The sequence below is a fragment of the Tsukamurella sputi genome (genome assembly GCF_007858445.1).
Lineage (GTDB): Bacteria > Actinomycetota > Actinomycetes > Mycobacteriales > Mycobacteriaceae > Tsukamurella > Tsukamurella sputi.
Genome location: NZ_VIGV01000002.1, coordinates 255,858 through 267,856 on the forward strand (window position 1 = coordinate 255,858; position 11,999 = coordinate 267,856).

Sequence of the window (11,999 nt, forward strand, 5' to 3'; positions counted from 1 at the left end):
ATCGAACCCCCGTACACTCCACCATACGGAATTTCTTTTCCATTCGCTTAGACGGAGGTCCCATGCCCAGCCGCTCGCTCACCGACGACACCCTGTCCGCGATCGAGCGACGGCTGGCCGGCACCGATGCGCTCCTCGCTGAGAGCTACCCCGGCGACGACGGCCGCCGCCAGCCCGTCCACACCGTCTACCTGCCGGCGGACCGCTTCACGCCTTCGACTGCGCAGGAATGGGGCGCGCAGGCACTGGCCGCGGCAGACGCGGCGGGTGGACTCACGGAGGTCGCGCGGCTCGTCGGACTCGACGATCCCGCCCTTCCGGAACTGGTGCGACACAAGCTCACTGAGGAGCCGATCGAGGACCTGCGCCTCGACTTCGAGGACGGCTACGGCGATCGCGGCGACGCCGCGGAGGATGCCGATGTGGCGCGGTCCGTCGAAGCGGTCGCGACCGCCGTCCGCGAGGGCTCCGCTCCCCCCTTCGTGGGGATCCGGTTCAAGTGCTTCGAAGCACCCGTCCGTGCCCGTGGCCTGCGCACGCTGGATCTCTTCGTCAGCGGTCTCGCCGCGACCGGCCCCCTCCCCGAGGGGCTGACCATCACGCTGCCGAAGGTCACCACGGTCGGTCAGGTCGAGGCGATGGTCGACGCGTGCCGCGCGCTGGAGGGCGCACTGGGGCTCGACGAACGCCGGCTGCGCTTCGAGGTTCAGGTCGAGACTCCGCAGGTGATCCTCGGGGCGGACGGCACCGCCCCCGTCGCGACGCTCCTGCACAGCGCCGACCGGCGTGTGACCTCGCTGCACTACGGCACCTACGACTACTCCGCCTCGCTCGGGATCGCCGCGCAGTACCAGTCGATGGAGCACCCCGCGGCCGATCACGCCAAGAGCATCATGCAGCTCGCAGTCGCGGGCACCGGCGTGCATCTCTCGGACGGGTCCACGAACATCCTTCCGATCGGCGAGGCCGACCACGTCGCCGACGCCTGGCGCCTGCACGCCCGCCTGGTACGCCGGCATCTGGAGCGCGGCATCTACCAGGGATGGGACCTGCACCCGGCTCAACTGGTGACCCGGTTCCTCGCCACGTACGCCTTCTACCGAGACGGCTTCCCCGCCGCCGCGACGCGGCTGCGGAACTACGTGCACCGCATCGACTCCGCGATCCTCGACGAGCCGGCGACCGCCCGCGCACTGGCGTCCTTCATCCACCGCGGAGTGACCTGCGGGGCGCTCACCGCCGCCGAGGTCGGCTCCGCCGCCGAGGTCACCGTCGAGACGGTCCGCGATCTCGCCCTGAACCGCTCCACCCCCACCCAGCCCGAGGAGACCCGATGAGCTCGTCCGCCCCCGTCTACTACTCGCCTCAGGGCGGCCACCCGCCCCAGACGGACCTTCTCACCGATCGGGCCATCGTCACCGAGGCCTACACCGTGATCCCCCGCGGAGTGATGCGCGACATCGTGACCTCCGTCTTCCCGGGTTGGACCAACACCCGCGCATGGGTACTCAATCGGCCCGTGGCGGGTGGCTCGACCACCTTCGCGCAGTCGATCGTCGAGGTGGGCGCCGGCGGCGGTTCGGACGCGCCCGAGCCCCAGCCCGAGGTGCAGAGCTTCCTGCTGCTCACGCAGGGCGAGCTGGAGGTCACCATCGACGGCACCGCACACTCGCTCACGTCGGGCGGCTACGCCTACATCCCGGCCGGCACCCCCTGGTCCGTCGCCAACAAGACCGAGGGCGCCGCCGTCTTCCAGTGGATCCGCAAGCGCTACGAGCCGCTCGCCGGACACACGCCGAAGGTCGCTGTGGGCAACGAGCGCGACATCGAGCCCTCGCCGATGCCGGGTACGGACAACAAGTGGCGCACGACCCGGATCCTGGATCCGCAGGACCTCGCGTACGACATGCACTGCAACATCGTCACGTTCGAGCCGGGCGCGTCGATCCCGTTCGCGGAGACCCACGTGATGGAGCACGGCCTCTACGTCCTCGAGGGCAAGGCCGTGTACCGGCTCAACGGCGACTGGGTCGAGGTGCAGGAGGGCGACTACATGTCGCTGCGCGCCTTCTGTCCGCAGGCCTGCTACGCCGGCGGACCGTCGAACTTCCGCTACCTGCTGTACAAGGACGTCAACCGCCAGATCGTCCTGTAGGTCAGCGCAGAACGACTGTGCCCCTCCCGGATTACGGGAGGGGCACAGTCGTTCTCGATGGTTACGCGCCCTGGAGCGCCGCCTCGACGGCGGCGTTGACGGCGACGATCAAGGGTACGTCGAAGGATTTCTGCAGACGCAGTCCGGACGCGGACAACGGCCCGCCGCCCATGATGACGGCCCGGGCGCAGTCGATCGCGATCGACTGCTGCACAGCCTCCTTCAGGGCGGCATCGAGTACATCGGGCGACTTCACGAGCTCGGAGGCGTCGCCCGGAGTGACCCGGACGCCGCGGTACTGCTCGAGCAGACCGAGTGACTCGGCCTTCGCGCGGAAGGACTCGACGAGTGCGGGATCCGAGGTGACGGTGGCGATGCCGAACGCCCGGCCACCCCTACCCGCCTCCTTGAAGGCCTGCTCGCCGATGCCGAACACCGGGACGGACACGGCATTGCGGAGCTCCGCCGTCCCCGGGTCGCTGAAGGCGGCCACGACGATCGCGGCGACCCCGGCGCGGCCGGCCGCCTCCGTGCCGCGGCGAACGACGCCGGCGGTGGCGGTGGCCATGTCCTGCGGCGTCGTCAGCAACGCGGGCGCGCCCTCGTTGGTGACACCCACGATCTTCGCTCTGCCCGCCGCCTGTGCGGTGGCGAGTTCCACCATCGACGTGGTCGCGCTCGCGCTCGAGTTGGGATTGATCAGCACGATCGTCTTCGACGGTGCCGCGCTCGAGGAGGCGGCGCTCCCGTCGGTCGCGGCGGGACCGCACGCCACGGTCATCCCCATGAGCGTGACGGCGCCGACCGCCGGCAGCAGTCGACGGGCCATCACCGGGCTCCGTCGGATCCTGGGATCGGCCACCCCGTCACGACCTTGGGCCGGGGCGGCGCGTACGTGCGGACCTTGGAGGTCTTCAGCCCCATGCGCACCAGGCCCTCGGCGATGGTCACCGCCGAGCGGACCCCGTCGACGATGGGGACGCCGGTGGCCGCGGAGACCTTCTCCTCGAGCTCGGCCATGCCGCCGCAGCCCAGGCAGATGACCTCGGCATGGTCGCGCTCGACGGCCTCGCGGGCCTGCGCGACGATCGCCTCGACGGCCCGCTCGGGCTCGGACTCGAGCTCCAGCACTCCGAGACCCGAGGCCCGCACGGAGGCACATCGGGCGTCGAGGCCGGCCAGCTTGAGCCGGTCCTCGATCAGCGGCACCGTGCGGTCGAGAGTGGTGACCACGGAGTACTTGTGCCCGAGGTACATCGCCGTCGAGGCGGCCGCCTCCGTGATGTCGACGACCGGCACCTCCAGCAGCTCCTGCAGGCCCTCCCGGCCGTGTTCGCCGTACCCCGCCTGGATCACCGCGTCGTAGGGCTCCTCGTAGCGGGTGATCGCGTCCATCACCGCGATCGCCGCGAGGTAGGACTCGAAGTTGCCCTCGCACGAGTCCGCGCCGAATCGTGGAGTGATCCCCACGATCTCGGTGCCGGGCGACGCGGCGGACCGCGCGGATTCGGCGATCGCCTCCGTCATGGACGCGGTGGTGTTGACGTTGGCGACGAGGATGCGCATGTCCATCACTCCTAGTGCTTGCTGGGGACGGCGATCGGCTCGCCGGAGACGTCGACGAACGGGCCCTTGCGGTCGGCGACCAGGAGGTAGACGATCGCGCCGAGGCCCGCGCCGATGAACCACGAGTAGTTCGAGACCACGTGGAAGGCGGGGACGAAGGCCATCAGGAGCGCCACGCCGGCGGTGGGCACCAGGGCGATCACGGCGCGCGGGTTCACACCGCTCGAGTAGAAGTACGGCGCGTCCGGCAGGTCGCAGTACAGGTCGGGCACGTTGACCTTCGACTTGCGGATCAGCCAGTAGTCGGCCATGACGATGCCGAACAGCGGGCCGAGCAGGGCGCCGAGGCCGCCGAGGAAGTAGGTGATGACGGCGGGTGAGTCGTAAAGGTTCCAGGGCAGGATGACGAGCCCGATGACACCGGAGATGAGGCCGGCCCTACGGAAGTTCAGGTGCTTCGGGAACAGGTTGTTCAGGGCGTAGATCGGCGCCACGAAGTTCGCCATCAGGTTCACGGCCACCGTGAGCACGAGCAGCGCGAGGCAGGCGAGAACGAGCAGCAGCGTGTTCGGCACCGTCTTGACGATGTCCGCGGGGGACTCGATGATCGTGCCGTTGATCTTGAACTGCGCACCGGCGAGCGTGACCACGATGCCGCCGAACAGCAGCATGTTGAGCGGGATGCCGAAGAAGTTGCCCCGCACGATCGACCCCTTGGACTTCGCGTTGCGCGTGAAGTCGCAGAAGTTGAGCACGAAGGTGCCGTAGATCGACACCCAGAGGCTCGCGCCGCCGACGATCTGCAGCCACATGTCGAGACCGGTCTTCGACTCCGGTGTGGTCCACGCGATGGAGAAGCCCGCCTTGCCGAACATCCAGATCGCCAGGGCGGCCATCGTGACGAGGATGACGGGGCCGGCGAAGGCCTCGTACTTACGGATCATCTCCATGCCGTAGCTGACGATGACGAGCTGCACCGCCCACAGGACGAGGAAGGCGATCCAGCCGAGCGTGGACAGTCCCAGGAAGCGGTTCTCGTCGAGCGTCGCGGCATCGGGGACGACGGCGACGATCATGATGCGCAGGACGACCGAGGCCAGGTAGGTCTGGATGCCGAACCAGGCGATCGCGACGACGCCGCGGATCAGAGCCGGAATCTGCGCGCCGCGGATGCCGAAGGAGATGCGACTCATGACGGGGAAGGGCACACCCGTCTTCTCCCCCATGAAGCCGGACAGGTTGAGAAGGAGGAACAGGAAGATCGCGCCCAGCCCGAGGGCTACCAGGATCTGCCAACCGCCGAGGCCCAGCGCGAACAGGCCGATCGCGAAGGCGTAATTGCCGAGGCTGTGCACGTCGTTCGCCCACAGGGTGAAGATGTTGTAGCCACCCCAGGTGCGGCCCGCGCGCTTCGTCGGTGCGAGGTCGCGGTTGTACAGGCCGGCGCTGAGCCGGTTCAGGGCGTCGACGTCCGGGACGTCGCTGATCGCGGCATCGCCGAGCCGGATCGGATTCGCCTCCGCCGCGACGCGGGGAGAGAGTTCTTCTGTCATGCTGGGCCTTCGTTCTGACTGGCTGACCGCTCGAAATATTCCGTTGTACGGAAATGATGTTCCACTGGTAGCGATAAGTAAGGCCTATCCGAGCGCCCGTGTCAAGGGTGATGTCGCATGTCGGAATATGATCGTCACACGGCGGAAACCTCGATCTTGACGAGTGGCGCAGGTCACACCTAGTGTGGGGCAGCGTCGAGACGAAATTCCGCGACTCGGAATTTCCAGTGAAGGAGCCCTCATGAGCACGGACACCGCAGAGTACGACCTCGTGGTTCGCGGCAACCGCATCGTCACCACCGCCGGAACGGTGGCCCGTGAGGTCGGCATCCGCGACGGCCGCGTCGTCGCGATCGAGCCTCTCGGGAACGGCCTCGCCGGCCGCGAGGTCATCGAGCTCACCGACGACCAGGTCATGATCCCCGGCCTCGTGGACACCCACGTGCACGTCAACGAGCCCGGGCGCACCGAATGGGAGGGATTCGAGTCCGCGACCAGGGCGGCGGCGGCCGGTGCGGTCACCACGCTCGTCGACATGCCCCTCAACTCCATCCCGCCCACCGTCGACCGCGAGGCGCTGCGCCTCAAGCGCGAGGTCGCCGCGCCCAAGGCGCACATCGACGTGGGCTTCTGGGGCGGCGCCGTCCCGGGCAACAAGGATCAGCTGCGCGGCCTGCACGACGACGGCGTTTTCGGCTTCAAGTGCTTCCTGCTGCACTCGGGCGTCGACGAGTTCCCCGCGCTCACCGTCGACGAGATGCAGGAGGACATGGCCGAGCTCGCCACCTTCGACTCGCTGATGATCGTGCACGCCGAGGACGCGTGCTCCATCGACCACGCTCCCGAGCCGACCGGCGCCGACTACGCGGGCTTCCTCGCCTCGCGCCCTCGCGGCGCGGAGAACAAGGCGATCGCCGACGTCATCGAGCGGGCCCGCTGGACCGGCGCCCGCGCCCACGTCCTGCACCTCTCCTCTTCCGACGCGCTGCCGATGATCGCCTCGGCGCGGCGCGACGGCGTCAAGCTCACCGTCGAGACCTGCCCCCACTACCTCACGCTGCTGGCGGAGGAGATCCCCGCCGGCGGCACGGCGTTCAAGTGCTGCCCGCCGATCCGTGAGGCCTCCAACCGCGAGCTGCTGTGGCAGGGACTGCTGGACGGCACGATCGACTGCATCGTCTCCGACCACTCCCCCTCGACGATCGACCTCAAGGACGTCGAGAACGGTGACTTCGGCGTCGCCTGGGGCGGCGTCGCGTCCCTGCAGCTGGGCCTGCAGCTGATCTGGACCGAGGCCAAGAAGCGCGGCATCTCACTCGAGCAGGTCCTCGAGTGGATGTCCGCGAACCCGGCGAAGCTGGCGGGCATGACCCGCAAGGGCCGGATCGCCCTCGGCTTCGACGCCGATTTCGCGATCTTCGAGCCCGAGGCCGCGCAGGTCGTCGACGTGCACCGCCTGCACCACAAGAACGCGATCTCCCCCTACGACGGCCGCGCGCTCGCCGGAGTCGTCAGCGGCACGTGGCTCCGGGGCCGGAAGGTCGACTTCGAGACCCCGCACGGCCGCCTGCTCCGACGCGGCGAGGCCTGACCGCGCAACGGCGGGTCTACGGACGGCTCGCCAGGATCTGGCTCAAGTAGTCCGGGGTCCCCTCGATCCGCTGCAGATGTGGGTATCGCAGGCCGTCGTGGTAGCCGATCTCGACGGTGCGGACCTGATCGAAGTCCTTCACCTGCAGCCGGATCGGGGCCGGGTTCGTCTTGGCGGCCTCGATCGCGGTGTGCATCGTCGCCTGCGAGTACGCCGCGTCGTTGACGGAGAGCACCGTCATCCCGGTCCCGACCTTGGCCGTGAACGCCGGACCGCCCCATCGGACATCGGTGACCTTGCCGGTGGCGGAGACGTTGAGGCCGAGCGAGTACGTGTAGTTGGCGGCGCCCTGCGCGTCCTTCATCTGGGCCGCCAGGAGAGGGCCGGGGTTGTTGTCGTACACCAACCGCCACCCGGTCTTCTCCACGCTCGATGCGAACGGCTCCTTGCCGTCCAGGCGGTCGCGCAGGTACTTCGCCCAGTCCTCGCCGGCGGCGACGGAGCGCAGCGCGGCGACGACCTTGTCGAAGTCGTAGGTGTTCTGCGTCTTCCACGTGCCGTTGTCGACTCCGAAGAAGGTGCGTGCGAAGTCGTCGAGTGACTTCGCGTTGCCCGTCAACTCCCGGATCCGCGCGTCGACGCCCAGCCAGACGAGCTGACCGCCCTGGTAGTAGTCCTCGCTGAGCTGCCAGGAGCGGTACGGCTTGGTGCGGCGCTGCGCGATGATCGGATCGTTCGTGGTGTCCTGCAGGCTCCGCCAGCTCAGCCCCGGGCGACCGTCGGTGTACGTCGCGACCACCGAGGCCAGAGCGTCGCGGGAGACCTCCGCCGGCCGCAGGCCGGACCGACCGGTGAGCACGTTGCCCCAGTACTGGGTCTGTCCCTCGTACACCCACATCAGACTGTCCTGCATGGGCGTGTTGAAGTCGGGCGTCCACAGGTCGGCGGGGCGCCGGAACTTGCCGTTCCACGAGTGCGTGTACTCGTGGCCGAGCAGGTCGTCACTCCCGAGTTCGGGAGTCCACCCGGTGAAGTAGTCGGTCGGCTCGCCGTTCTCGCTCGACCGTTGATGCTCGAGCCCGTTCGAGCTGAGCTGGTCCGAGAGCGAGAGCAGGAAGTCGTAGTGATCGTAGTGCTGGGAACCGTAGAGCTTGACCGCCTGCTGAACGAGAGCCCGGTGCCGCTCGATGTGCTCGGGCTTGGCGTCGAGTTGCTCGGGCGCATCGGCGAAGACCTGAAGGCGCACCGGTACCTCGGCCCCGGGCGCCAGGTCGATCTGACGGTGGAACCGTCCCGCGTAGACGGGTGAATCGACGAGGACGTCGAGCGGGACGGTGCGGTAGTCGACGGTGTCCCCGCGCTTGCCGGACACGTCGAGCGCGGTGCCCGCCTCGAAGCCCGGCGGATACGTGACGCTCGCGGTGAAGGGGATGTCACTGGCGGGCTTCCCCGCCGGGTACAGCACCACTGCGTTCCACTGCAGGTTGAGCATGTTCGGCGTCATCACGACGCGTCCCTGGGAGCTGTCGGTGGGCGTGAGGTACGAGAACGCGGCGTCGATGGACTTCACCCCGTCGGGCACCGTGACCTTCAGCGCGTACACGTTGAGCGGATCGCGCTTCCACTCGAGCTTCTTGCCGCCGCCCGAGAAGGTGATGCCGGCGATCTTGTCGATCGGCCCGGAGGGCGAGTGATTGCCCGGCAACCACTGCGGATACTGCAGTGTCACCTCACCGGCGGTGACCGGGATCGACTGCTTCACATCGATGATGCGCTGGGGCAGATTGGTCACGTCGACCGACACCGAGATCGGCTCGCCCGCCGCCCCGTTCCCGGAACGGTTCGACGTCCCGCAGGCGAGCAGGCCCGCCAGGAGGACGAACACGATGGCGACGGCGCTGACACCGCGGACCTTGGACATCGGCACTCCCGACTCCCGGCGGACAATTTTGTTGATACTACAAAATTGTTGGGGCCGCCGCAGTCCGGGATCCGCTCGCCGCGAGCACCGTCCTTACAGGGTTCCCTTCGTGGACGGCACCCCCGTGACCCGCGGGTCCGGCTCGACGGCCGCGCGGAGCGCGCGGGCGACGGCCTTGAACTCGGCCTCCGTGATGTGGTGCGGATCGCGGCCGTAGAGCACGCGCACGTGCAGGGCGATCCGGGCGTTCATCGCGAGCGACTCGAAGACGTGACGGTTGATCACCGTCGAGTACGGGACGCCCGGGTACCCGCCGATCACGGAGCTCACCAGGTAGTCGGGCTCGCCGGTGTGCACGGCGTAGGGCCGTCCGGAGACGTCGACCGAGGCATGGGCCAGCGTCTCGTCCATGGGGATGAAGCAGTCGCCGAAACGGCGGATGCCCTTCTTATCGCCGAGTGCCTCCGCGAAGGCCTGGCCGAGCACGATCGCGGTGTCCTCGACCGTGTGGTGCGCGTCGATCTCGATGTCGCCCTTGGCCCGCACGGTCAGATCGAAGCTGCCGTGCTGGCCGAAGGCGGTGAGCATGTGGTCGAAGAACGGGACACCCGTGGAGATCTCGGTCTTCCCGGTGCCGTCCAGGTTCAGCTCCACGACGATCGAGGATTCGCGCGTCGTGCGCTCGATGCGGGCGATGCGATCGGTCATGAGCGGTCTCCGTCGTTCTTCGGTGCGAGTTTCTCGCTGATCGCGAGGAAGGCGTCGTTCTCGTGGTCCAGGCCCACCGTCACGCGGAGGAACCCGGGGATGTGCATGTCGCGCACCAGGACTCCCCCGTCCAGGTAGGTGCGCCAGGCGGCGGCCTCGTCGGCGAAGCCGCCGTAGAGGATGAAGTTCGCGTGCGATTCGATGACCTGGTAGCCGAGCTCGCGCAGTCGTGCGGCGATGCGGTCGCGCTCGGCGGACAGGTGCGCCACCGAGGCCAGTGTCTCCGCGCGGTGGTCGATCGCGGCGATCGCGGCGGCCTGCGTGAACACGGACAGGTGATACGGCAAGCGCACCAGCTGAATCGCATCCACTACCGCCGGCGCCGCCACGAGATAACCGACCCGGCCGCCCGCGAACGCGAAGGCCTTGCTCATGGTGCGGCTCACGATCAGCTTGCCGCCGAACCGCTCCAGCAGCCGCACCGCGGACGGCCCGGCGCTGAATTCGCCGTAGGCCTCGTCGACGATGACGATGCCGGGTGCGGCCTCGATCAAGCGGATCAGCTCGTCCTCCGGGATGAGGTGACCCGTCGGGTTGTTCGGGTTCGTCAGGAACAGTACGTCCGGGCGGAGCTCGTCGATCGCGCCCACGGCGTAGTCCACGTCGAGCGCGAAGTCCGCGGTGCGCTTGCCCGGGATCCAGTGCGTATCGGTGCCGTCCGAGATGATCGGGTGCATCGAGTAGCTGGGCACGAAACCCATCGCGGTGCGCCCGGGCCCTCCGAAGACTTGCAGCACCTGCTGCAGGATCTCGTTGGAACCGTTGGCCGCCCACACGTTCTGCGGCCCGACAACCGTGCCGGTGCGCTCGGTGACGTACTCCGCCAGCCGGTTCCGCAATGCCGCCAGATCGCGGTCCGGGTACCGGTTCATCGCGGCCGCAGCCTCGCCCACGGCCTTCGCGATGTCGGCCACCAGTGCCGGGCTGGGCGCGTGCGGGTTCTCGTTGGTGTTCATCGCCGCGGCCACGGGCAGCTGCGGCGCGCCGTAGGGCTCCTTGCCGCGCAGCGTCTCCCGAATGGGCAGCTGGTCCAGCGTCACCGCCTCACCGGGCAACGGGGTCATGCCTTCCCGCCCTTCAAGGATTCGAAACGCAGCCGCACGGCCTCACCGTGCGCCGGCAGGTCCTCCGAGTTCGCCAGTGTGATGACGGTGCCCGCGATGTCCTTGAGCGCGGCCTCGTCGTACTCCACGACGTGCACGCCGCGCAGGAAGGTCTGCACCGACAGACCCGAGCTGTGGCGGGCGCAGCCCGCGGTGGGCAGCACGTGGTTGCTGCCCGCGGCGTAGTCGCCCAGACTGACGAGCGAGTGCGGTCCGACGAAGATCGCGCCCGCCGCACGCACGCGTCCGGCCACGGCGCGGGCATCGGCGGTCTGGATCTCGAGGTGCTCCGCAGCGTAGGCGTTGACCACGGCGAGGCCCTCGTCGATGTCGTCCACGAGGACGGTGCCGGACTGCGGGCCGCGCAGCGCCGTGTCGACCCGCTCGCGATGCCGGGTGACCTCCAGTTGCGCAGTGAGCGCCTCATCGACGCGATCGGCCAGCTCCGGCGACGTGGTGACCAGCACGGATGCGGCCATCACATCGTGCTCGGCCTGGCTGATCAGGTCGGCCGCGACGTGCACCGGGTCGGCGGTGTTGTCCGCGAGGATCGCGATCTCGGTGGGGCCCGCCTCGGCGTCGATGCCGACCAGGCCGCGGCACAGCCGCTTGGCGGCAGTGACGTAGATGTTGCCGGGCCCGGTGATCAGGTCGACGGGAGCCAGCTCGCCGCCGTCGATGTCGGTGCCGCCGTGCGCGGCGAGTGCGATGCCCTGCGCACCGCCGGTGGCCCACACCTCGTCGACCCCGAGCAGCGCGCACGCGGCGAGGATCGTGGGGTGCGGCAGACCGTCGAAGTCCTTCTGCGCGGGTGAGAGCACGACGAGCGAGCCGACGCCGGCGATCTGCGCGGGTACGACGTTCATGACGACCGACGACGGGTAGACGGCATTGCCGCCCGGCACGTACAGGCCGACCCGGTCGACGGGGATCCACCGCTCAGTGACCGTACCGCCCGGGACCACCTCGGTGACGGTGTCGGTACGCCGCTGGTCGGCGTGCACCGTGCGCACGCGGGCGATCGCGGTCTCCAGCGCCTCGCGGATGGCCGGATCGAGCTCGGCCAGCGAACGCTCCAGCGCCGCAGCGGGAACCCGCACCGTGGCCGGACGGACACCGTCGAACTTCTCTCCGAGCTCGAGCGCCGCCTCCGCACCGCGCTCGGCCACCGCATCGACGATCGGCCGGACCTGCGGCACCACTGCGTCCACGTCGACGCCGCCGCGCGGAAGGGCCGCGCGCAGCTCGGCGAGCGACGGGCGACGACCACGCAGGTCGAGACGGCTCAGCTGCAGATCAGACATGGCTCCATTCTATGGGTCCGGCGCCACCGCGTTTCCGC

10 protein-coding genes are annotated in these 11,999 nt (G+C 69.0%); 3 read left to right on the top strand and 7 right to left on the bottom strand.

The window, feature by feature from the left end:
- Positions 1-62: 62 nt before the first annotated feature.
- Together FK268_RS06450 and FK268_RS06455 are read left to right on the top strand one after the other, a co-directional pair.
- Positions 63-1,337, top strand: coding sequence for a DUF6986 family protein (locus FK268_RS06450; RefSeq protein ID WP_146432393.1), 1,275 nt, complete (start codon positions 63-65; stop codon positions 1,335-1,337).
- The gene (locus FK268_RS06455; RefSeq protein WP_146432395.1) at positions 1,334-2,155 is read left to right on the top strand and encodes a bifunctional allantoicase/(S)-ureidoglycine aminohydrolase; all 822 of its coding nucleotides are present in this window, start codon (positions 1,334-1,336) and stop codon (positions 2,153-2,155) included. Before FK268_RS06450 ends, FK268_RS06455 begins: the two co-directional genes overlap by 4 nt.
- A gap of 61 nt (positions 2,156-2,216) precedes the next feature.
- Here the strand turns inward: FK268_RS06455 and FK268_RS06460 are convergent, their stop codons facing one another.
- Genes FK268_RS06460 through FK268_RS06470 form a run of 3 tightly spaced genes read right to left on the bottom strand, consistent with a single transcriptional unit; the run spans position 2,217 to position 5,274 of the window.
- Positions 2,217-2,984, bottom strand: a complete 768-nt coding sequence (locus FK268_RS06460) for an aspartate/glutamate racemase family protein (protein WP_205124458.1) — start codon at positions 2,982-2,984, stop codon at positions 2,217-2,219.
- Positions 2,984-3,721 (bottom strand): aspartate/glutamate racemase family protein, encoded by a 738-nt coding sequence (locus FK268_RS06465; RefSeq protein WP_146432397.1) that lies wholly within the window; start codon positions 3,719-3,721, stop codon positions 2,984-2,986. The genes FK268_RS06460 and FK268_RS06465 overlap by 1 nt, the downstream gene beginning before the upstream one ends.
- Positions 3,722-3,732: 11 nt before the next feature.
- Positions 3,733-5,274 (bottom strand): NCS1 family nucleobase:cation symporter-1, encoded by a 1,542-nt coding sequence (locus FK268_RS06470; RefSeq protein ID WP_146432399.1) that lies wholly within the window; start codon positions 5,272-5,274, stop codon positions 3,733-3,735.
- 241 nt (positions 5,275-5,515) lie between these two features.
- Here FK268_RS06470 and allB point away from each other — a divergent pair, with 241 nt between their 5' ends.
- Complete coding sequence (gene allB, locus FK268_RS06475) at positions 5,516-6,865, top strand: allantoinase AllB (RefSeq protein ID WP_146432401.1); 1,350 nt, start codon at positions 5,516-5,518, stop codon at positions 6,863-6,865.
- 16 nt (positions 6,866-6,881) lie between these two features.
- On the opposite strand, the gene FK268_RS06480 is transcribed toward allB, so the two are convergent.
- The 4 genes from FK268_RS06480 to hisD form a co-directional block, all read right to left on the bottom strand.
- Positions 6,882-8,786 (bottom strand): M61 family metallopeptidase, encoded by a 1,905-nt coding sequence (locus tag FK268_RS06480; RefSeq protein WP_146432403.1) that lies wholly within the window; start codon positions 8,784-8,786, stop codon positions 6,882-6,884.
- 93 nt (positions 8,787-8,879) lie between these two features.
- On the bottom strand, positions 8,880-9,494 hold the full coding sequence (hisB, locus tag FK268_RS06485) for an imidazoleglycerol-phosphate dehydratase HisB (protein ID WP_146432405.1): 615 nt from the start codon (positions 9,492-9,494) through the stop codon (positions 8,880-8,882).
- A complete protein-coding gene (locus tag FK268_RS06490) occupies positions 9,491-10,618 on the bottom strand; it encodes a histidinol-phosphate transaminase (protein WP_146432406.1) in 1,128 nt (375 codons plus the stop codon). The genes hisB and FK268_RS06490 overlap by 4 nt, the downstream gene beginning before the upstream one ends.
- Entirely contained in the window at positions 10,615-11,961 is a 1,347-nt protein-coding gene (gene hisD, locus FK268_RS06495) for a histidinol dehydrogenase (protein ID WP_146432408.1), read from the bottom strand. The genes FK268_RS06490 and hisD overlap by 4 nt, the downstream gene beginning before the upstream one ends.
- Positions 11,962-11,999: the final 38 nt, after the last annotated feature.

Excerpts from the sequence above, each read along its gene's own strand:
- FK268_RS06470 (WP_146432399.1), bottom strand. The coding sequence starts at position 5,274 with ATGACAGAAGAACTCTCTCCCCGCGTCGCGGCGGAGGCGAATCCGATC.
- FK268_RS06460 (WP_205124458.1), bottom strand. The coding sequence starts at position 2,984 with ATGGCCCGTCGACTGCTGCCGGCGGTCGGCGCCGTCACGCTCATGGGG.
- FK268_RS06490 (WP_146432406.1), bottom strand. The coding sequence starts at position 10,618 with ATGACCCCGTTGCCCGGTGAGGCGGTGACGCTGGACCAGCTGCCCATT.
- FK268_RS06450 (WP_146432393.1), top strand. The coding sequence starts at position 63 with ATGCCCAGCCGCTCGCTCACCGACGACACCCTGTCCGCGATCGAGCGA.
- FK268_RS06455 (WP_146432395.1), top strand. The coding sequence starts at position 1,334 with ATGAGCTCGTCCGCCCCCGTCTACTACTCGCCTCAGGGCGGCCACCCG.
- allB (WP_146432401.1), top strand. The coding sequence starts at position 5,516 with ATGAGCACGGACACCGCAGAGTACGACCTCGTGGTTCGCGGCAACCGC.
- FK268_RS06480 (WP_146432403.1), bottom strand. The coding sequence starts at position 8,786 with ATGTCCAAGGTCCGCGGTGTCAGCGCCGTCGCCATCGTGTTCGTCCTC.
- hisD (WP_146432408.1), bottom strand. The coding sequence starts at position 11,961 with ATGTCTGATCTGCAGCTGAGCCGTCTCGACCTGCGTGGTCGTCGCCCG.
- FK268_RS06465 (WP_146432397.1), bottom strand. The coding sequence starts at position 3,721 with ATGCGCATCCTCGTCGCCAACGTCAACACCACCGCGTCCATGACGGAG.
- hisB (WP_146432405.1), bottom strand. The coding sequence starts at position 9,494 with ATGACCGATCGCATCGCCCGCATCGAGCGCACGACGCGCGAATCCTCG.